This window comes from Streptomyces abikoensis (genome assembly GCF_014648775.1).
Taxonomy (GTDB): domain Bacteria; phylum Actinomycetota; class Actinomycetes; order Streptomycetales; family Streptomycetaceae; genus Streptomyces; species Streptomyces abikoensis.
This window is the reverse complement of sequence record NZ_BMRT01000002.1, coordinates 302,403-325,983: the sequence shown is the minus strand read 5'-3', so window position 1 is coordinate 325,983 and position 23,581 is coordinate 302,403. Positions and strand designations below refer to the sequence as shown.

2 protein-coding genes (1 of these 2 running past the window's edge) are annotated in these 23,581 nt (G+C 76.0%); both read left to right on the top strand.

Annotated elements, in window-relative coordinates; genetic code table 11:
• The first annotated feature begins 146 nt into the window (after positions 1-146).
• Positions 147-16,667 carry a type I polyketide synthase gene (locus IE096_RS08160; RefSeq protein ID WP_373298067.1) on the top strand — a complete coding sequence of 5,507 codons (16,521 nt, stop codon included), beginning with the start codon at positions 147-149 and terminating at the stop codon, positions 16,665-16,667.
• 55 nt (positions 16,668-16,722) lie between these two features.
• On the top strand, positions 16,723-23,581 hold the 5' end (the start) of the coding sequence (locus IE096_RS08155) for a type I polyketide synthase (RefSeq protein WP_189450120.1). The gene runs 24,533 nt beyond the window's last position; 6,859 of the gene's 31,392 nt are visible here — the first part of the coding sequence; its start codon is at positions 16,723-16,725; its stop codon lies beyond the right edge, outside the window.

Here is a 23,581-nt window from a genome sequence, read left to right as displayed (position 1 = left end):
GGTGTTCCGGAACGTCCCCTCGCGCCCGCATCTAGGGAAACCCGCAGTCGACCTCGATCAGGATGGCCTTGCAACGGGTCAGACGTGAGTGTCGGCAGTCGGCAGTCCGCTCCCCAAGACCGGCAGATCAGCGAGGGGTTGACATCCTGATGTCGAATGAGGGCAAGCTCCGCGAGTACCTCAAGCGTGCCATCGCCGACCTTCACGAGACCCGCGAGGAACTCGGCGAGACCCGGCGGCGGCAGCGCGAGCCCATCGCCATCGTCGCCATGGGCTGCCGCTACCCCGGCGGCGTCCGCACCCCCGAGGAGCTGTGGGAGCTGGTCGAGGGCGGCGTCGACGCCGTCACCGCCTTCCCCGCCAACCGCGGCTGGGACCTCGACGGCCTCTACGACCCCGACCCGGCCCACCAGGGCACCAGCTACGCCCGCGAGGGCGGCTTCCTCCACGACGCGGGCGAGTTCGACCCCGCGTTCTTCGGCATATCGCCCCGCGAGGCGACGGCCATGGACCCGCAGCAGCGGCTCCTCCTGGAGACCGCGTGGGAGGTCGTCGAACGCGCCGGCATCGACCCGGCGTCCCTGGCCGGCAGCCGCACCGGCGTCTTCGTCGGCACCGGCCCCGGCGGCTACGACCCGGGCGCCGTCTCGCTGGGCGCCGTCCAGCGCACCGACGAGGTCGGCGGCCACCTGCTGACCGGCAACGCCATCAGCGTCGCCTCCGGCCGCATCTCCTACGTCCTCGGCCTCGAAGGCCCCGCCCTCACCGTCGACACCGCCTGCTCCTCCTCCCTGGTCGCCCTCCACCTCGCCGTGCACTCGCTGCGCCAGGGCGAGTGCGCGATGGCGCTCGTGGGCGGGGCGACCGTGATGTCCACCCCGCAGATGTTCGTCGAGTTCTCCCGGCAGCGCGGGCTCGCCCCCGACGGCCGGTGCAAGCCCTTCTCCGCCGCCGCCGACGGCACCGGCTGGAGCGAGGGCGTCGGCCTGCTGCTCGTGGAGCGGCTGTCCGACGCGCGGCGCAACGGCCACCCCGTGCTGGCCGTCATCCGTGGCTCGGCCGTCAACCAGGACGGCGCGTCCAACGGCCTGACCGCCCCCAACGGCCCGTCCCAGCAGCGCGTCATCCGCCAGGCCCTCGCCAACGCCGAGCTCACCGCCCACGAGATCGACGCCGTCGAGGCCCACGGCACGGGCACCACCCTGGGCGACCCCATCGAGGCCCACGCCCTGCTCGCCACCTACGGCCGCCAGCGCCCCGCCGACCGGCCCGTCCTCCTCGGCTCGCTCAAGTCCAACATCGGGCACACCCAGGCCGCCGCCGGTGTCGCGGGCGTCATGAAGATGGTCCTGGCCATGCGCCACGGCCTTCTGCCGAAGACCCTCCACCTCGACGAGCCCACCCCGCACGTCGACTGGACGTCCGGCCACGCCCGGCTGCTGACCGGCCCGGAGGCCTGGCCGGAGACCGGCCGGCCGCGCCGCGCCGCCGTCTCCTCCTTCGGTGTCAGCGGCACCAACGCCCACGTCATCATCGAACAGGCCCCGGAACCGGAGCCCGTGGAGCAGCCGGAAGCGCCGGCGCCCATCGCCGCCGTGCGGCCCGCCGCGCTGCCGTGGGCCCTGTCGGCCCGCTCGGAGGAGGCCCTGCGGGCGCAGGCCGTGCGCCTCGCCCGGCACCTGCGCGCCCACCCCGGGCTCGCCCCCGCCGACGCGGCCTTCTCCCTCGCGGCCGGCCGGCCCCTGATGGAGCACCGGGCGTTCGTCGTGGCCGACGGCCGCGAGGAGGCCCTGGCCGGGCTCGACGCCCTCGCCGCGGGCCGCACCGCGAACGGCCTCGTCACCGGCACCGCCGCCAAGAAGACCCCCATGGCGTTCCTCTTCGCCGGGCAGGGCTCGCAGCGCCCCGGCATGGGCCGTGAACTCCACCGCACCTACCCGGCGTTCGCCGAGGCCTTCGACGCGGTGTGCGCGGAGCTCGACCCGCTGCTGGACCGCCCGCTGCGCGAGATCGTCCTCGCCGGGGAGGGCACGGCCGAGGCCGCGCTGCTGGACCGGACCGGCTGGACGCAGACCGCCCTGTTCGCCGTCGAGGTGGCCCTCCACCGGCTCGTCGAGTCCTGGGGCGTCACCCCGCAGTTCGTCGGCGGCCACTCCATCGGCGAGCTGTCCGCCGCCCACGTGGCGGGCGTCCTCTCCCTCCCCGACGCCGCCCGGCTCGTGGCCGCCCGCGCCCGTCTGATGGAGGCGCTGCCCGAGGGCGGGGCGATGGTGGCCGTCGAGGCCGGCGAGGACGAGGTCCGCGCCTCGCTCACCGGACTCGACGACCAGGTCTCCGTCGCGGCCGTCAACGGGCCGCGCTCCGTCGTCGTCTCCGGCGACGAGGACACCGTCACCCGCCTCGCCGCCCGCTGGGAGGCCGAGGGCCACCGCACCAAGTGGCTGCGGGTCAGCCACGCCTTCCACTCGCCGCGCATGGACGCCATGCTGGACGACTTCCGGCGCGTCGCCGAGAGCCTCACCTACCACGCCCCGCGCGTCCCCGTCGTCTCCACCGTCACGGGCGCGCTCGCCGGCGCGGACGAGCTGACCTCCCCCGAGTACTGGGTGCGCCAGGTCCGCGCGACCGTCCGCTTCGCCGACGCCGTACGGGCCCTGGAGGCCGCGGGCGTGACGGCCTTCGTCGAGGTCGGCCCGGGCGGGGTGCTCACCCCGCTCGTCGAGGGCTGCCTGACCGCCGCCGGCGCGGCCGTGGCCGTGCCCCTGCTGCGCCGCGACCGCCCCGAGGCCCGCGCCCTCGCCGAGGGCCTCGCGGCGGTCTCGGCACGCGGCGTCCGCGTCGACTGGGCCGCCTCCTTCGCCGGCGTCGACGCCACGCGCGTCGACCTGCCCACCTACGCCTTCCAGCGACAGTGGTACTGGCTGAACGCCGCCGACGCCCCCGGCGGCACCGACACGGCCCCCGCCCCGGCCGACGCCGTCGACGACGACTTCTGGGCGGCCGTCGAACGCGAGGACACCCGCACCCTCTCCGACGTCCTCGCGCTCGACGGCGACGACGCCACCACCCTCGGCGGCATCCTGCCCGCCCTCGCGTCCTGGCGCCGCCGCCGCACCACCCGCGCCACCGTCGACGGCTGGAGCTACCGCACCACCTGGACCCCGGTCACCACCGGCACCGACCGCACCCCCGCCGGCCGCTGGCTCCTCGCCGTACCCGCCGTCACCGACGAGGCGGCGGACCGCTGGATCGACGCGCTCACCGGCCCGGCCGGCCCGCGCGCCGACAAGCTGACCCTGACCGGCGACGCCACCGCCGACCGGGACGCGCTCACCGCCGCCCTCGCCGACGGGCCCGTGACCGGCGTGCTGTCCCTGCTCGCCCTCGACGAACGACCCCACCCCGAGCACCCGTCCGTACCGCTCGCCCTCACCACGACCACCGCGCTCCTGACCGCCCTGGAAGCCGCCGGCACCCCCGCCGCCCTGTGGTGCGCCACCCGGGGCGCCGTGGCCACCGACGCCACCGAGGCACCGACGAGCCCCACCCAGGCGCAGCTGTGGGGACTCGGCCGCGTGGCCGCCCTCGAACACCCCGGCAACTGGGGCGGGCTGATCGACCTCCCGGAGCACGCCGACGCGCGAGCCCTCTCCGCCCTCCTCGGCGTGCTCGCCGACGGCCGCGAGGACCAGATCGCCCTCCGCCCCGCCGGAACCCTCGCCCGCCGCCTGGAGCGCGTCCCGGCCGCCGCCGACGACACGGACACCGCCTGGCCCGTCCACGGCACGATCCTGATCACCGGTGGCACGGGCGCCCTGGGCGCCCGGGTGGCCCGTACCCTCGCCGAGGCCGGCGCCGAACACCTGCTGCTCACCGGCCGGCGCGGCGCGGACGCCCCCGGCGCCCGCGAACTGGCCGCCGAACTCACCGCACACGGCACCCGCGTCACCCTCGCCGCCTGCGACGCCGCCGACCGCGACGCGCTCGCCGCCCTCCTCGCGGACATCCCGGACGACACCCCCCTCACCGGCGTCGTCCACGCCGCCGGCGTCCTGGACGACGGCGTCCTCACCACCCTCACGCCCGAGCGCTTCGCGACCGTCCTGCGCCCCAAGGCCGAGGCCGCCCGCCACCTCCACGAGCTGACCCAGGGCCAGGACCTGGACATGTTCGTGCTGTTCTCCTCGATCACCGGCGTCATCGGCAACGCCGGCCAGGCCAACTACGCCGCCGCCAACGCCTGCCTCGACGCCCTCGCCGAACAGCGCCGCCACCAGGGCCTGACCGCCACCTCCGTGGCCTGGGGCCCGTGGGCGGGCGACGGCATGGCCACCGACGACGCCCTCGCCGGACGCATGAACCGCGACGGGCTGCGGCCCATGGCCCCCGCCCCCGCCCTCGCCGCCCTGCGGCAGGCCGTTGCCCGGGGCACGGCCCACACCACCGTCGCCGACATCGACTGGGCCCCCTACGCCGCCGCCCTCACCGCCACCCGCCCCTGCCCCCTGATCGACGGCGTGCCCGAAGCCCGCCGGACCCGCGAAGCCGGCCGTACCCCGGGCGCCGCACCCGGCGGCTCGCCGCTGCGCGACCGCCTCACGGGCCGCCCGGCCGCCGAACAGGACCGGCTGCTCGTCGACCTCGTCCGCGAGGAGATCGCCAAGGTCCTCGGCCACGCCTCACCCGACGGCATCGACGCGGGACGGGCCTTCCGCGACCTGGGCTTCGACTCCCTGACGGCCGTCGAGCTGCGCAACCGCCTCTCCGCCGCGACAGGGGTACGGCTGCCCGCCACCCTCCTATTCGACCACCCCACGGCCGCCGCCGTGGCCGCGCTCCTGCGCACCGAGGTCCTGGGCGCGACGGGCGCCGCACTCGAGCAGGCCGACGCGGCCGCCCTCCTCGACGAGCCCGTGGCGATCGTCGGCATGGCCTGCCGCTTCCCCGGCGGCGCCAACTCCCCGGAGGAGTTCTGGCGGCTCCTCGCCGAGGGCGCCGACGGCATCACCCCCTTCCCCGAGGACCGGGGCTGGGACACCGCCGGGCTCCACCACCCCGACCCCGACCACCAGGGCACCAGCTACGTCCGCGAGGGCGGCTTCCTCACGGACGCGGCCGGCTTCGACGCCGGGTTCTTCGGGATCTCGCCCCGCGAGGCCCTCGCGATGGACCCCCAGCAGCGCCTGCTGCTGGAGACCACCTGGGAGGTCCTGGAGCGGGCCGGTATCGACCCGACGTCCCTGCGCGGCAGCCGCACCGGCGTGTTCGCCGGCACCAACTCGAACGACTACCAGACCATCCTCGACGGCACCCGCGACGAGGTCGCGGGCCACCTGCTGACCGGCAACGCCATGAGCGTGGTCTCCGGCCGCGTCGCCTACACCTTCGGCTTCGAGGGCCCGGCGGTGACCGTCGACACGGCCTGCTCGTCGTCGCTGGTCGCCCTGCACATGGCAGCCCAGTCGCTGCGGCAGGGCGAGTGCACGCTCGCCCTCGCGGGCGGCGTGACCGTCATGTCGACCCCGTACTCCTTCGTGGAGTTCTCCCGGCAGCGCGGGCTCGCCGCCGACGGCCGGTGCAAGCCCTTCGCGGCCGCCGCCGACGGCACGGGCTGGAGCGAGGGCGTCGGCCTGCTGCTGGTGGAGCGGCTGTCGGACGCGCGGCGCAACGGCCACCCGGTGCTGGCGGTCGTCCGCGGCAGCGCGGTCAACCAGGACGGCGCGTCGAACGGGCTGAGCGCCCCGAACGGCCCGTCTCAGCAGCGCGTCATCCGCCAGGCACTGGCCAACGCGGGCCTGGCGGCTGCCGATGTGGATGCCGTGGAGGCCCACGGCACGGGTACGACGCTGGGCGACCCGATCGAGGCGCAGGCGCTGCTGGCCACGTATGGTCAGGACCGCGACGCGGATCGGCCGTTGTGGCTGGGCTCGGTGAAGTCCAACATCGGCCACACGCAGGCGGCGGCCGGTGTCGCGGGCGTGATGAAGATGGTCCTGGCCATGCGCCACGGAGTCCTGCCGCGCAGCCTCCACATCGACGAGCCCACCCCGCACGTCGACTGGGCCACCGGTGCCGTCGCCCTGCTCGCCGAACCCACCGAGTGGCCCGGTGGCGACCGGCCGCGCCGGGCCGGCGTGTCCTCCTTCGGCATCAGCGGCACCAACGCCCACATCATCCTCGAACAGGCCCCGGCGGCGGCCCCGGCGGACGAGCCCGTGACCGAGGCCCCCGCCGCCCCGGGCCCCTGGCTGCTCTCCGCGAAGACCGGGGACGCCCTCCGCGACCAGGCCCGCCTGCTGGCCGAATACGTCCGTGCCGCCGAGGCGCCCGACGCCGTCGGCATTGCACACGCGCTGGCGACCGGCCGCGCCGCCCTGGAGCACCGGGCCGCCGTCGTCACCGGCGGCGCCGACACCGGCGAACTCCTCGCCGCGCTCGACGCGCTGGCCGCCGGGCTGCCCTCGCCGCACGTCCTCGACGGCACCGCCGAGGGCGACAGGGGACCGGTGTTCGTCTTCCCCGGCCAGGGCTCCCAATGGGCCGGCATGGCCCTCGAACTCCTCGACACCTCCCCGGCCTTCGCCGAACGCCTCGCCGAATGCGGCGCCGCGCTGTCCCAGTACGTCGACTGGTCGCTGCCGGACGTCCTGCGGGGCGCCCCCGGAGCGCCGTCCCTCGACCGGGTGGACGTCGTCCAGCCCGCGCTGTTCGCCGTGATGGTGTCGCTGGCCGCGCTGTGGCGCGCGCACGGCGTCGAGCCCGCCGCCGTCCTCGGCCACTCCCAGGGCGAGATCGCCGCCGCCTGCGTGGCGGGCGCCCTGACCCTGGACGACGCGGCCCGCGTCGTCGCCCTGCGCAGCCAGGCCATCGCCCGCGCCCTGTCCGGCGACGGCGGCATGGTGTCCGTCGCCCAGCCCGCCGACGCCGTGCGGACACGCATTCGCGCCTGGGGCGAGCGGGTCTCCGTCGCGGCCGTCAACGGCCCGGCCTCCGTGGTCGTCTCCGGTGAGCCCGGCGCCCTCGACGAGCTCCTCGCCGACTGCGAGCGCGACGGCGTGCGCGCCCGGCGCGTGCCCGTCGACTACGCCTCCCACTCCGCCCAGGTCGAGCGGATCCACGACGAACTGCTGACCCTGCTGGCCCCCGTCACGCCGCGCGCCGCCGACGTCCCGTTCTACTCGACGGTCACCGGCGAGCCCGTCGACACGACCACGCTCGACGCCGCCTACTGGTACCGCAACCTGCGGCAGACCGTCGAGTTCGAGGAGACCACGCGGGCGCTGCTGCGCGCCGGGCACCGGTCCTTCATCGAGGTCAGCCCGCACCCGGTGGTCATCGCCGGGGTGCAGGAGACCGCCGCCGACACCGGCGTGACCGCCGCCGCGATGGGCACCCTGCGCCGCGAGGACGGCGGGCCCGCCCGATTCCGGGCCGCGCTCGCCGACGCCTGGACGCACGGCGTCCCCGTGGACTGGTCCACGCTGTTCACGGGCGCCCCGCGTGTTGAGGTGCCCACCTACGCCTTCCAGCGGCAGCGGTACTGGCCGCGCGTCGTCGAGGGCGCGGGCAACGTGGCCTCCGCCGGGCTGGAGTCGCCCGAGCACCCGATGCTGGGCGCGTCCGTGGAACTCGCGGGCGGCGGCGGGCTGATGGTCACCGCGCGCTGGTCCGTGCGCACCCACCCCTGGCTCGCCGACCACGCCGTGTCCGGCACGGTCGTCGTACCCGGCGCCGCCCTCGTCGAGGCCGTGATCCGCGCCGGCGACGAGCTCGGCTGCGGCCACGTCGACGAACTCACCCTCCACGCCCCCGTCGTCCTGCCCGAGCGCGGCGAGATCCGGGTGCAGATCGCCGTCGGCGCCCCCGAGGAGTCCGGGCACCGCCCGGTGACCCTCCACGCCCGCACCACCGAGGACACCTGGACCGAGCACGCCACCGGCACCCTCGCCCCCGCCGCCCCGGCGGCGCCCCAGGAGCTCACCGCCTGGCCGCCGAAGGGCGCCGAGGCACTCGCCGTCGACGGCTTCTACACCACGCTCGCCGAGCGCGGCTACGGCTACGGCCCGGTCTTCCAGGGCGTACGGGCCGCCTGGCGGCACGGCACGGACGTGTACGCGGAGGTGGAGCTGCCCGAACGGGCCCGCACCGACGCCGCCCGCTTCGGCCTCCACCCCGCCCTGCTGGACGCCGCCCTCCACCCGGCCGGACTCGGCCCGCTCGACGCCGGGGACGGCCGCCCCGGCATGCCCTTCTCCTGGACCGGCGTCACCCTCCACGCCACCGGCGCCACCCTGCTGCGCGTACGGATCGCCCCCGCCGGACCGGACGCCATCGCCGTGACCATGGCCGACGGCACCGGCCGCCCGGTCGCCACCGTCGAGCGCCTGACCGTACGCCCCGTCCCGGCCGCCCTCCTCGACCCGGCCGCCCACGCCGCGCGCGAGGCGCTCTTCCACGTCGAGTGGACGCCGCTCACGGGCACGCGGACCGCTGACGCGGGTCGTGCTGACGCCGGCCACGTCGGCACCGACCGGCCCGTCGCCTGGGCCCTGGTCGGGTCCGACCCCGACAGCGCGGTCGCCGGCGCCCTCGCCGACGCCGGTGTGGCCGTGACCGCGTGGGACGGTCTCGCGGCCCTGGCCGCGTCCGCCGGGCCCGTGCCCGACGTGATCGCGGTTCTCGTCACCGGCCGTGGCCACCCGGACGACGCGCCGGGCGCCGCGCTCGAAGGCGCGCTCGCGCTCGTCCAGGCGTGGCTCGCCGACGAACGGTTCGCCGACACCCGCCTCGTCGTCGTCACCCGGAACGCCGTCGCCACCCACACCGGCGAGGACGTCCGGGATCTGCCGGCCGCCGCCGTGCGCGGTCTGCTGCGCTCGGCGCAGTCCGAGCACCCCGGCCGGATCGTCCTCGCCGACGTCGACGCGCACGCCGGCTCGTGGCTGCCGCTGCCCGCCCTCGTCAGCGACGCCGACGAACCCCAGCTGGCGCTCCGCCAGGGCACCGCCCACGCGCCCCGCCTCGTCCGCACCCACACCCACGCGCCCCTGCCCGTCCCCGACGGCCAGGACCCGTGGCGGCTGGACATCCCCGAGAAGGGCACCGTCGACAACCTCGCGCTGGCGCCCTGCCCCGAGGCCGCCGCCCCCCTGGAGCACGGACAGGTCCGCATCGCCGTCCGAGCCGCCGGCCTGAACTTCCGCGACGTCCTCAACTCCCTCGGCATGTACCCCGGCGGCGCCGAGTACCTCGGCTCCGAGGCCGCCGGCGTCGTCGTCGAGACCGGACCCGGCGTCGACGGGATCGCCGTCGGCGACCGCGTCATGGGCATGGTGCCCGGCGGCTTCGGCCCGCTGGCCGTGGCCGACCACCGCGTCCTCGCGCCCGTACCGCGCGGCATGTCCTTCGAGCAGGCCGCCGCCGTCCCCGTGGTGTTCCTCACCGCCTACTACGCCCTGCGCGACCTCGCCGGCCTCACCGCCGGGGAGTCCGTCCTCATCCACGCCGCCGCCGGCGGCGTCGGCATGGCGGCCGCCCAACTGGCCCGCCACTGGGGCGCCGACGTCCTCGGCACCGCCGGCACCCACAAGCAGGACCTGCTGCGCGCCGAGGGCTGGCCGGCCGAGAAGCTGGCCTCCTCCCGCACCCTCGACTTCGAGGACCACTTCCGGGGGACCACCGGCGGCCGGGGCGTGGACGTCGTCCTCAACTCCCTCGCCGGCGACTTCGTCGACGCCTCGCTGCGCCTGCTGCCCCCCGGCGGCCGGCTGATCGAGATGGGCAAGACGGACATCCGCGACGCCGCCGACGTCGCCCGGAACCACGAGGGCGTCACCTACCGGGCGTTCGACCTGATCGAGGCCGGGCCCGAGCGCATCCACGAGATGCTCGCCGAGCTCGTCGCCCTGTTCGAGGACGGGACGCTGCGGCCGCTGCCCGTCACCACGTGGGACGTCCAGCACGCCCGCGAGGCCTTCCGGTTCGTGTCCGAGGCCCGCCACGTCGGCAAGGTCGTCCTCACCGTGCCCCGCCCCTGGGACCCCGACGGCACCGTGCTGATCACCGGCGGCACCGGTGAACTCGGCGGCCTGCTGGCCCGCCACCTCGTCACCCACCACGGCACCCGGAACCTGCTGCTCACCAGCCGGCGCGGCCCGTCCGCCCCCGGTGCCCCCGAGCTCCGCGACGAACTGACCGCCCTGGGCGCCCACGTCACCGTCGCCGCCTGCGACACCGCCGACCGCGACGCGCTCGCCGCGCTGCTGGCCGGCATCCCCGCCGAACACCCGCTGACGGCCGTCGTCCACGCCGCCGGCGTCCTCGACGACGGCGTGATCACCTCCCTGACCCCGGACCGGCTCTCCGGCGTCCTGCGCGCCAAGGCCGACGCCGCCCGCCACCTCCACGAGCTGACCGCGCCCCACGACCCCGCCGGGTTCGTGCTGTTCTCCTCGGCCGCCGGCGTCTTCGGCTCGGCCGGGCAGGGCAACTACGCGGCCGCCAACGCCTACCTCGACGCCCTCGCCCAGCACCGCCGCGTCCAGGGCCTGCCCGCCACCTCCCTCGCCTGGGGCCTGTGGGAACAGGCCAGCGAGATGACCGCGCACCTCGACGACGGCGACCGCGCGCGGGCCCGCCAGTCGGGCGCGCTCACCCTCTCCACGGCCGACGGCCTCGCCCTCTTCGACGCCGCCCTCGCCGCCCGCAGGCCCCTGCTCGTCCCCGTCCGCCTCGACGGTTCCGTGCTGCGCGCCCGCCAGGCGGCCGAACTCCCCGCGCTGCTGCGTGGCCTGTACCGGGGCAACGCCGCCACCGCGCGGCGCGCGGCCGGCGCCGAACGGCCCGCCTCCGGCACCGACGCGCTCCGGCAGCGGCTCGCGGGCCTGCCCTCCGCCGACCGCCGCGCCCACCTGCTGGAGCTGGTCAGCGGGTGCGTCGCGGCCGTCCTCGGCCACACGGACACGAGCCTCGTCCCCGCCGAACGGGCCTTCCGCGACCTGGGCTTCAACTCGCTCACCTCCGTGGAGCTCCGCAACCGGCTCGGCACCGCCACCGGCCTGCGCCTCCCGGCCACCCTCGCCTTCGACTACCCGGCCCCGGCGGCCCTCGCCGCCTACCTCGACGGCGAGCTCGCGGGCGGCCTGCCCGACAGTGCCCCGGGTGACGAGACGGCTGTCGCCTCCGCCGCCGACGAGCCGATCGCCGTCGTGGGCATGGCCTGCCGGCTGCCCGGCGGGGTCCGCTCGCCCCAGGACCTGTGGGAGCTGCTGGCCTCCGGCACCGACGCCATCGCCGGCTTCCCCGAGGACCGCGGCTGGGACCCGGACGCGGTCTACGCCTCCGTGCCCGAGGGCACCGGCTCCTCCCGCACCCGCGAGGGCGGCTTCCTCTACGACGCCGCCGAGTTCGACGCGGCGTTCTTCGGCATCTCGCCGCGCGAGGCCCTCGCCATGGACCCGCAGCAGCGGCTCCTGCTGGAGACCGCGTGGGAGACCTTCGAACGCGCCGGTATCGACCCGAGGTCGGTACGCGGCAGCCGCACCGGCGTCTTCGCCGGACTGGCTTCCAGCGATTACCTCGCCCGGATCCCCGAGATCCCCGAGGAACTCGCCGGGTACGTGAACAACGGCAACGCCATGAGCGTCGTCTCCGGCCGCGTCGCCTACGCCCTGGGCCTGGAGGGCCCGGCGGTGACCGTCGACACGGCCTGCTCGTCGTCGCTGGTCGCCCTGCACATGGCCGCCCAGTCGCTGCGGCAGGGCGAGTGCACGCTGGCGCTGGCCGGCGGTGTGACCGTCATGTCCTCGCCGCGCCTGTTCACCGACTTCGCCCGCCAGCGCGGCCTCGCCGGCGACGGCCGCTGCAAGCCCTTCGCCGCGGGCGCCGACGGCACCGGGTTCTCCGAGGGCGTCGGCCTGCTCCTCGTCGAGCGGCTGTCGGACGCGCGGCGCAACGGCCACCCCGTGCTGGCCGTCCTCCGCGGCAGCGCCGTCAACCAGGACGGCGCGTCGAACGGCCTGAGCGCCCCGAACGGCCCCTCGCAGCAGCGCGTCATCCGCCAGGCCCTCGTCAACGCCGGCCTGAAGAGCGCCGACGTCGACGCCGTGGAGGCCCACGGCACCGGCACCGGCCTGGGCGACCCGATCGAGGCGCAGGCGCTGCTGGCGACGTACGGTCAGGACCGGCCGGAGGACCGGCCGTTGTGGCTGGGGTCGGTGAAGTCCAACATCGGCCACACGCAGGCCGCCGCCGGTGTCGCGGGCGTGATGAAGATGGTCCTCGCGATCCGCAACGGCGTCCTGCCGCGCAGCCTCCACATCGACGAGCCGTCGCCGCACGTCGACTGGAGCGCGGGCGCGGTGAGCCTGCTGGACCGGGCCGTCGAGTGGCCCGGGAACGACCGGCCGCGCCGGGCCGGCGTGTCCTCCTTCGGCATCAGCGGCACCAACGTCCACGTCATCCTCGAACAGGCCCCCGCCGATACGGAGGCACCGGCGGAGAGCACGCCGGAGCCCTCGGAGGCCACGGTCCCGTGGCTGCTGTCGGCCCGCAGCGAGCGCGGGCTGCGCGGCCAGGCCCGCGCCCTGCTCGCCCACCTGGAGAAGCACCCGGACGCGAACCCCCTCGACGTCGCGTTCTCCCTCGCCACCCGGCGCTCCACGCTCGAACACCGGGCCGTGGTCGTCGGCGCCGGCCGCGAGCGGCTCACCGAGCGGCTGCGCGCCCTCGCCGAGGGCGAGCCCGCCACCGCGACCGTCCACGGCGGCTTCACCGGCTCCCGCGAGCGCAAGGCCGTCTTCGTCTTCCCCGGCCAGGGCTCCCAGTGGGCCGGCATGGGCACCGAACTCCTCGCCACCTCCACCGTCTTCGCGGACCGCGTCGCCGCGTGCGAACGCGCCCTCGCCCCGTACACCGACTGGTCCCTGACCGCCGTCCTGCGCGGCGACGCGGACGCGCCGGGGCTCGACCGCGTGGACGTGGCCCAGCCCGCGCTGTGGGCGGTCATGGTCTCCCTCGCGGAGGTGTGGCGGGCCCACGGCGTTAGCCCCGCCGCCGTACTCGGCCACTCCCAGGGCGAGATCGCCGCCGCGTGCGTCGCCGGGGCGCTGTCCCTGGAGGACGGGGCCAAGGTCGTCGCCCTGCGCAGCCAGGCCATCGCGAAGGAGCTCTCCGGCCACGGCGGCATGGTGTCCGTGACCGCCGCCCACGCCGACGTCACCGACCGCCTCGCGCGCTGGGGCGACAAGCTGTCCGTCGCCGCCGTCAACGGCCCCTCCAGCGTCGTCGTCTCCGGCGACGACACGGCCCTCGACGAACTCCTCGCCGAGTGCGCGGCCGACGGCGTCCGCGCCAAGCGGATCCCCGTCGACTACGCCTCCCACTCCGCCCAGGTCGAGCGGATCCACGACACCCTCCTCGCCGACCTCGACGGCCTCGCGCCCGCCCCGGGCGACGTGCCGTTCTTCTCGACCGTCACCGGCGACTGGCTCGGCGCCGGTGAGGACGAGGGCGACGGAGACCGTCTGGACGCCGCCTACTGGTACCGGAACCTGCGCCGCACCGTACGGCTGGAGGACGCGCTGCGCGCGCTCCTCGCCCAGGGCCACGACGTGTTCGTCGAGTGCAGCCCCCACCCCGTCCTGACCATGGGCATCGAGGACACCGTCGCCGACGCGGAGGCCGACGCCGTCGCCCTCGGCTCGCTGCGCCGCGACGACGGCGGGGCCGAGCGCCTGCTGACCTCCCTGGCCGAGGCCCACGTCCACGGCCTGCCCGTCGACTGGACCGGCCCCGTCACGGGCGGCCGCCCCGTCGAGCTGCCCACCTACGCCTTCCAGCGCGAGCGCTTCTGGCTGGAGCCGTCGGGCTCCGCCGACCCGGCGGGCCTGGGCACGGCCGTGGCCCTCGCCGACGACGGCACCGTCCTCACCGGAACCGTCGGCCTCGCCTCCCACCCCTGGCTCGCCGGTCACACGGTCCACGGCTCCGCCGTCGTCCCCGGCACACTCCTGCTCGAATGGGCCGTGCGCGCGGGCGACGAGGCCGGCTCCGCGACGGTCCACGAGCTCACCGAACACCTGCCGGTCGCCCTGGCCGGGCAGGGCGCCACCGACGTCCAGGTGGCCGTCGGCGCGCCGGACGGCGACGGGCGGCGCCCGGTCACCGTGCACACGCGCCCGGGCGGCACGGACGCGCCGTGGACGCGGAACGCCACCGGCACCCTGACCGCAGGACCGGCCGCCCCCGCCGCCCCGGCGCCCGTCACCTGGCCGCCCACGGCCGCCCGCCCGGTCGACCTCGACGCCCTCCTCGACACGCTCGCCGCCCACGGCCACGACCACGGGCCGGCGTTCCGCACGGTCCGCGCGCTCTGGCAGGGCGACGGCGAGCTGTACGCCGAGGTCGCCCTGGCCGACGAGGACCGGGCGGGCGCCCCCGGCTTCCGCCTCCACCCGGCCCTCCTCCAGGCGCTCCTCACCCTCCGCGACCCCGAGGGCACGCCCGCGCTCCCGTCCGACTGGCGGGGCGCCACGGTCCTCGCCACCGGCGCCGACCGCCTCCGGGTGCGGCTCGCCCCGGCGGGCGACGACGCCACGCTGTCGCTGACCGCGTGGGACACCACGGGCGCGCCCGTGGCCGTCGTCGAGGCCGTGACGACGCGGGAGCTCGCCGCCGACCGGCTCACCACCACGAGCCGGGCACGGTACGACGCCCTCCACCGGGTGAACTGGACGCCGCTGGCCCTCGAAGCGGCGCCGGAGTCCGGGGACTTCGCCGTCCTCGGCGACGCGGCCCCGGTGAACGGGCTGCCCGTCCGTGCGTACACCGACCTCGCCGCCCTCGGCGCGGCCCTCGACGCCGGGGAGCCGGCACCCCGGACCGTCCTGCTGCGTGTCGACGCGCGCCGTGACGAGGACGTGCCCGGGGCCGCCCACCGGGTGGTCCGGGACGGCCTCGCCCTCGTCCAGTCCTGGCTCGGCGACGAGCGGTTCGCCGGCTCCCGGCTCGTCCTCGTCACCGAAGGCGCCGTCGCCACCGGACCCGACGACGCGGTGCCCGCCCCGGCCGAGGCCGCCCTGTGGGGCCTGGTGCGCTCCGCGCAGACCGAGCACCCCGGGCGCTTCGTCCTCGCCGACCTCGACGGCGACGACCGCTCCACCGCCGCCCTGGCCCCGGCCCTCGCCGCGGCCGAAGCGGCGGGGGAGAGCCAACTGGCCGTTCGCGGCGGCACGGTGACCGTCCCGCGCCTGGTCCGCACCGACCCGGCCGACCTCACGGACACCCCCGTGTGGGAGTGGAACCCCACCGGCGAGGGCACCGTGCTGATCACCGGTGGCACGGGAACGCTCGGCGGTCACGTCGCCCGGCACCTCGCCACCCGGCACGGCGTCCGCCACCTGCTCCTCACCGGCCGCCGCGGCCCCGACGCCCCCGGCGCCCGGGAGCTGCGCGAGGAACTGGCCGCCCTGGGCGCGGAAGCCACCGTCGTCGCCTGCGACGCCGCCGACCGCACCGACCTCGCCCGCGTACTGGCCGCGATCCCGGCCGAACACCCGCTGACCGCCGTCGTCCACGCCGCGGGCGTCCTCGACGACGGACTGCTGGAGAACCTGACCTCCGAACAGGCCGAGCGGGTGCTGCGGCCCAAGGCCGACGCCGCCTGGCACCTCCACGAGCTCACCCGCGAGGCCGGGCTCTCCGCCTTCGTCCTCTTCTCCTCCTTCGCCGGCGTCGCCGGTGGCATGGCCCAGGCCAACTACGCCGCCGCCAGCGCCTTCCTCGACGCCCTCGCCCACCACCGCCGCGCCCAGGACCTGCCCGCCGTGTCCCTCGCGTGGGGATACTGGGAAGAATCGAGTGGATTGACGGCCACCCTGGACGACGTGGACCTCGACCGCTTCGCCCGCTCCGGCATGCTCCCCATGCCGACCGGCCACGGACTGGACCTGCTCGACGCCGCCGCCGGCGTCGAGCGCGCCCTCCTCGTGCCGGTCCGGCTCGACCCGCGCGCCCTGGCCGCCTCCGCCCCCGCCGGCGTCCCCCCGCTGCTGCGCGCCCTCGTCCGCACCCCCGTGCGGCGCGCCGCCAGCGGCGGCGACAGCGCCCGCGAGACGGGGATCGCCGAACGGCTGGCCGGGCTGAGCGCGGCGAAGCAGGAAGCCCTGCTGCTGCGGCTCGTCGCCGGGCACGTCGCCACCGTCCTCGGCCACGGCTCCGCCGACGCCGTCGACGCCGAACGCGGCTTCCTCGACCTGGGAATGACCTCGCTCACCGCCGTCGAACTGCGCAACCGGCTCAACGTCGAGACCGGACTGCGGCTGCCCACCACGGCGATCTTCGACCACCCGACCCCGCTCGGCCTCGTCCGCCACCTCCGCGAACGCCTCGACCTCGCCCCCGGCGCCGACGGCACCGGCGGGGACGCGCCCGTCTTCACCGAACTCGGCCTCCTGGAAGCCGCCGTGGCGGCGAGCGAACTCGACGGCGAGGCCCGCACCCGGCTGCTCCAGCGCCTGAAGTCACTCCAGTGGAAGCTCGACGCCGACGGCGACGGCACGACGGCCGAGGACCCCACGGCCGCCGACCCCGCCGCCTCCGACCTCGAAGCCGCCGAGACCGACGACGAGATGTTCGACCTCATCGACAAAGAACTCGGCCTCGCCTGACAAGCCCAGTCAGTCGAAAAACACCCTTTTTCCGGACTGGGAGGAAGCAAGCACCATGACCAGCAGCACCGAAGACAAGCTCCGGGACTATCTCAAGCGCGTCACCGCGGACCTGCGGCGAGCCAAGCAGCGGCTGGAGACCGTCGAGGCCAGGGACAGCGAGCCCATCGCCGTCGTCGGCATGGCCTGCCGCTTCCCCGGCGGCGTCGCCTCCCCCGAGGACCTGTGGCGGCTCGTCGACGGCGGCGTCGACGCGGTCGGCGACGTACCCACCGACCGCGGCTGGGACTTCGACGCCCTCTACGACCCCGAGCCCGGCAAGCCCGGCAAGAGCTATGTGCGCCAGGGCGGCTTCCTCACCGGAGCGGCCGACTTCGACGCGGAACTCTTCGGCATCGCCCCCCGCGAGGCACTGGCCATGGACCCCCAGCAGCGGCTGCTCCTCGAGTCGGCCTGGGAGGCCGTCGAACGCGCCCGCATCAACCCCGCCTCCCTGCGCGGCAGCGACACCGGCGTCTTCGTCGGCGGCGCCGACACCAACTACGGCTCGCTCGCCTCCCGCACCGACGAGACCGAGGGCCACCTGCTCACCGGAGGCGCCACCAGCGTCCTGTCCGGCCGCATCGCCTACACCCTCGGCCTCGAAGGCCCGGCCGTCACCGTCGACACGGCCTGCTCCTCCTCCCTCGTCGCCCTCCACCTCGCCGTCCGCGCCCTGCGCTCCGGCGAATGCTCCCTCGCCCTGGCGGGCGGCGTCGCCGTGATGCCCACCACCAGCCTCTTCACCGAGTTCTCCCGCCAGCGCGGACTCGCCCCCGACGGCCGCTGCAAGCCCTTCGCCGAAGCCGCCGACGGCACCGGCTGGGCGGAGGGCGTCGGCGTCCTCCTCGTCGAACGCCTCTCCGACGCCCGCCGCAACGGCCACCGCGTCCTCGCCGTCGTCCGCGGCACCGCCGTCAACCAGGACGGCGCCAGCAGCCGCCTCACCGCCCCCAACGGCCCCTCCCAGCAGCGCGTCATCCGCGCCGCCCTCGCCAACGCCCAGCTCACCCCCGACCAGGTCGACGCCGTCGAGGCCCACGGCACCGGTACGACGCTGGGCGACCCCATCGAGGCCCAGGCGCTCCTCGCCACCTACGGCCAGGACCGGCCCGCCGGACAGCCGCTGCGCCTCGGCGGCATCAAGTCCAACATCGGCCACGCCCAGGCCGCGGCCGGCGTCGCCGGCGTCATCAAGACGATCATGGCGATGCGCCACGGCGTCCTCCCGCGCACCCTCCACGTCGATGAGCCCACCTCGCACGTGGACTGGACGGCCGGCGCCGTCGAACTGCTCACCGAACGCCTCGACTGGCCCGCCACCGGCCGCCCGCGCCGCGCCGCCGTCTCCGCCTTCGGCATCAGCGGCACCAACGCCCACGTCATCCTGGAGCAGGCCGAACCCGAGCCCGAGCCCACCGCCGAGGAGCAGGCACCCGCCGTGACCCCGGGCGTGGTGCCCTGGGTCCTCTCCGGCAAGACGGAAGCCGCCCTGCGCGCCCAGGCCGCTCGCCTGCTGGACCACACCGGCGGGCACGTCCTGGACGTCGGCTTCTCCCTGGCGACGACCCGGGCCGGCTTCCCGCACCGCGCCGTCGTCCTCGGCGACGGCACCGAATCCCTCACCCGGGCCCTGACGGCACTCGCCTCCGGCGAACCCGACACCGGCCTCGTCCAGGGCGCGGCCACCCCGGGCAGAACGGCCTTCCTCTTCTCCGGCCAGGGCTCCCAGCGCCTGGGCATGGGCCGCGAACTGCACGCCCGCTTCCCCGTGTTCGCCGACGCCTTCGACGCGGTGTGCGCGGGGTTGGACGCGCATCTGGACCGGCCCCTGCGGGAAGTGGTCTGGGGCGAGGACCAGGACCTCCTCAACCAGACGACGTACGCCCAGGCCGGGCTGTTCGCCGTCGAGACCGCCCTGTACCGGCTCGTGGAGTCCTGGGGCGTCCGCCCCGAGTACGTCGCCGGGCACTCGCTCGGCGAGATCACGGCCGCCCACGTCGCGGGCGTCCTCTCCCTGGCCGACGCCTGCGCCCTCGTCGCCGCCCGGGGCCGGCTCATGCAGGCCCTGCCGCGGGGCGGGGCCATGGCCGCCCTCCGCGCCACCGAGGACGAAGTCCTGCCGCTGCTCACCGACGACGTGGCCATCGCCGCCGTCAACGGCCCGTCCTCCGTCGTGATCTCCGGCGCCGAGGACGCCGTCGAACGCATACGCACCCACTTCGAGGGCGACGGCCGCAAGACCAGCCGGCTGCGGGTCTCCCACGCGTTCCACTCCCCGCTGATGGAACCGATGCTGGACGACTTCCGCACCACCGTCGCCGCCCTGACCTTCGCCCGCCCGGACCTGACCGTCGTCTCCAACGTCACCGGCGGCCTCGCCGACGACGACCAACTGCGCTCCCCGGACTACTGGGTCCGCCACGTCCGCGAAGCCGTCCGCTTCGCCGACGGCATCCGCACCCTCCACGCCGAAGGCGTCACCCGCTTCCTGGAACTCGGCCCCGACGGCACCCTCTCCGCCATGGCCCGGGAAACCCTCCCCGACGAGACACCCGCCGTCCCCGCCCTCCGCAAGGACCGGCCGGAGGAGACCGCGCTCGTCACCGCCCTCGCCCACCTGTCCGTCCAGGGCACGGACGTCGACTGGAGCGCCCTCTTCACCGGTACGGCGGCCCGGGGGACCGACCTCCCCACGTACGCCTTCCAGCACCGCCGCTACTGGCCCGAACCCGCCCCCGCCACCGGCGACGTCGGCACCGCCGGCCTCGAAGCCACCGACCACCCGCTGCTGAGCGCCGCCGCCTCCGTGGAACTCCCCGACGGCGGCGACGGCCTCCTCCTCACCACCCGCCTGTCGGTCCGCACCCACCCCTGGCTCGCCGACCACATGGTCCTGGGCTCCGTCCTCCTGCCCGGCACCGCCTTCGTCGAACTCGCCATCCGCGCCGCCGACGAGGTCGGCTGCGACCGCATCGAGGACCTCACCCTCGCCGCGCCCCTCGTCCTCCCCGAGGACGGCACCGGCGTCCAGCTGCAACTCCACATCGGCCCCGCCGACGACACCGGCCGCCGCACCCTCACCGCCCGCTCCCGCCCCGAAGGCGACGGCGAACGCCCCTGGACCCGCCACGCCACCGGCGTGATCGGCGGCACGGGGGAGGAGCGGCCCCCGGCCGCCCTCGACATGACCGCCTGGCCGCCCGCCGGCGCCGAGCCCGTCGAACTGACCGGCCTCTACGACCGGATGGCCGTCGGCGGCTTCGACTACGGCCCGCTCTTCCAGGGCCTGCGCCGCGCCTGGCGGCGCGGCGACGAGATGTACGCCGAGGTGTCCCTGCCCGAGGCGGGCGAGGGCGACGCCGCCGCCTACGGCATCCACCCCGCGCTGCTGGACGCGGCCCTCCACGTCACCGCGTTCAACGGCATGGAACGGGGCGTCCTCCCCTTCTCCTGGGAGGGCGTCACCCTCCACGCGTCCGGCGCCTCCGCGATCCGCGTCCGCGTCGTCCGCACGGGCGACGACTCGGTGTCCGTGACCGTCGCCGACACCGAGGGCGGGCCCGTCGCCTCCGTCGAGACGCTCGTCCTGCGGGCGGTCTCCGCCGACCGCGCCGACCGGCTGACGGGCGCCGGCACGACGCCGGGCGCCATCGGCCGGGACTCGCTGTTCCAGCTGCGCTGGACACCCGCACCCCGGGCTGTGCCGCGACCGGGCAGCGTCACGGTCGTGGGCCCGGAGGCGCTCGCCGTCACAGACCCCGAACGGTTCGTCCACCACACGGACCTGGCGGCGCTGGCCGAGGCCGGCGACGTACCGGACACGGTGCTCGTCCCCCTGGCGGGCGACGGATACCCGGACGCCGTGGTGGACTCCGTCCACACGGTGACGGCCCGGGTGCTGGAACTCGTCCAGGCATGGCTGGCGGACGAGCGGTTCGCCGGGTCGCGGCTGGTGTTCGCGACCCGGGGCGCCACGGCCGGCAACGACCTCGCCGCGGCGGCCGCGTGGGGCCTGGTGCGCTCGGCACGCTCGGAGCACCCGGACCGCTTCGGCCTGCTGGACCGGGAAGGCGACGAGGCGGCCTGCCTCACCGCACTCCCGCACGCCCTCGCCCTGACCCCCGACGAGCCGCAACTCCTCCTCCGCGACGGCGAGATCCTCACCGCGCGACTGACCCGGGCCACGCCCCAGGAGACCACGGGCACCCCCTGGACCCCCGACGGCACCGTCCTCATCACCGGCGGCACGGGCGGCCTCGGCCGCGCCGTCGCCCGCCACCTGGTCACCACCCACGGCGTCCGGAGCCTGTTGCTGGTCAGTCGCAGCGGCCCCGCCGCCGAAGGCGCCGGGGAACTGGCCCGCGAACTGACCGACCGGGGCGCCCAGGTCACCGTCGAAGCGTGTGACGTCACGGACCGGGCGGCGGTGGACGACCTCGTCTCCCGGCACCGCCTCGCAGCCGTGATCCACACGGCCGGAGTGCTGGACGACGGCGTGGTGGAAGCCCTGACGCCCGACCGGCTCGCCACCGTCCTCCGCCCGAAGGCCGACGCCGCCTGGCACCTCCACGAGGCGACCCGGGACCTCGACCTCGACGCCTTCATCACCTTCTCCTCCGTCTCCGGAGTCTTCGGCGGCCCGGGCCAGGCCAACTACGCGGCGGGCAACGCCTTCCTCGACGCGCTCGCCCAGCACCGCCGCGCCACCGGCCGCACCGCCGTCTCCATGCCCTGGGGTCCGTGGACCCAGGACGGCGGCATGACCGGCACCCTGTCGGACGTCGACATCCGGCGCATCGCCCGCTCGGGCATGCCCGAACTCACCCCCGCCGAAGGCGTCGCCCTGTTCGACGCCGCGCTGACGGTGGACGACGCCGTCGTCCTTCCCGTCCGCTTCGACCTCCCCGCCCTGCGGGCCCAGGGCGACGCCCCCGCGCTCCTGCGCGGCCTCGTCCGGGGCCGCGCCCGCCGCTCGGCGGCCACGACCTCGGCGGCGGCCGCCGGACTCGTGGGCCGCCTGACCGGGCTGGGCCCGGTCGAGCGCCGCGAGGTGCTCCAGGACCTGGTCCGCGGCCAGATCGCCGTCGTCCTCGGCCACGCGGACGCGGACACCGTGGACCCGTCACGCGCCTTCCAGGACCTCGGCTTCGACTCCCTGACGGCCGTCGAACTCCGCAACCGCCTCAACGCGGCCACGGGCCTGCGCCTCTCGGCGACGGTGGTCTTCGACTACCCGACCACGGAGGCCCTGGTGGCCTTCCTGCTGGACGAACTGTTCGGCACGGAGCCCGAGGCCGCGCCCCCGGCGGCCGTGAGCACGCTGCCGGCGGTGGCCGACGACCCGATCGTGATCGTCGGCATGAGCTGCCGCTACCCGGGCGGGGTGACCAGCCCCGAGGACCTGTGGCGGCTGGTGTCGGAGGGCGTGGACGCCGTCTCCGGCTTCCCGGCCGACCGCGGCTGGGACGTCGAGGCCCTCTACAACCCCGACCCCGACGTCCCCGGCACCTCCTACACCCGCTCCGGCGGCTTCCTCCACGAGGCGGGCGAGTTCGACCCGGAATTCTTCGGGATGAGCCCGCGGGAGGCCCTGGCGACGGACTCCCAGCAGCGCCTGCTGCTGGAGACGACCTGGGAGGCGATCGAGCGCGCGGGCATCGACCCGGTGTCGCTGCGCGGCAGCAGGACCGGCGTCTTCGCCGGCGTCATGTACAACGACTACGCGAACATGCTGGTCGGAGACCAGTTCGAGGGCTTCCGGGGCAACGGCAGCGCCGCCAGCATCGCCTCGGGCCGGGTGTCGTACACCTTCGGCCTGGAAGGCCCGGCGGTGACGGTGGACACGGCGTGCTCGTCGTCGCTGGTCGCCCTCCACTGGGCGGCGCAGGCGCTGCGCTCGGGCGAGTGCTCGCTGGCACTGGCCGGCGGTGTGACCGTCATGTCGACGCCGACGACGTTCGTGGAGTTCTCCCGCCAGCGCGGCCTCGCGGCGGACGGCCGCTCCAAGGCCTTCGCGGACGCCGCCGACGGAGTCGGCTGGGCGGAAGGCGTCGGCATGCTGGTGTTGGAGCGGCTGTCGGACGCGCGGCGCAATGGCCACCGCGTGCTGGCAGTGGTGCGGGGCTCGGCGGTGAACCAGGACGGCGCGTCGAATGGTCTGACGGCGCCGAATGGTCCGTCGCAGCAGCGGGTGATCCGCCAGGCGCTGGCGAGTGCGGGGTTGTCGGCGGCTGATGTGGACGCGGTGGAGGCGCACGGTACGGGCACCACTCTGGGTGATCCGATCGAGGCGCAGGCGTTGCTGGCGACGTACGGTCGTGAGCGGGACGGGGACCGGCCGTTGTGGCTGGGGTCGGTGAAGTCGAATATCGGGCACACGCAGGCTGCGGCGGGTGTGGCCGGGATCATCAAGATGGTCATGGCGATGCGGCATGGTGTTCTGCCGAAGAGCCTGCACATCGACGAGCCGTCCACGCATGTGGACTGGTCGGCGGGCGCGGTGGAACTGCTGACCGCACCCGTCGAGTGGACGGCCGCGGAGGACGGCCGACGGCGGGCGGGTGTGTCGTCGTTCGGCGTCAGCGGGACGAACGCGCACGTGATCCTGGAGCAGGCCGAGCCGGAACCGGTGGAGTCGGAGCCGGTGGAGTCGGGCGCGGTCGTTCCCTGGGTGTTGTCGGGCAGGACGGAGGCGGCCCTGCGGGATCAGGCGTCGCGCCTGCTGGCGCACGTCGATGGGCAGCGACCCGTGGACGTGGGCTTCTCGCTCGTGGCGAGCCGGTCGAGCTTCGCGCATCGCGCGGTGGTGCTGGGCGCGGACGCGGAGTCGCTGACGGGGGCGCTCGCGGCGCTGGCGTCGGGCGAGCTGCCCG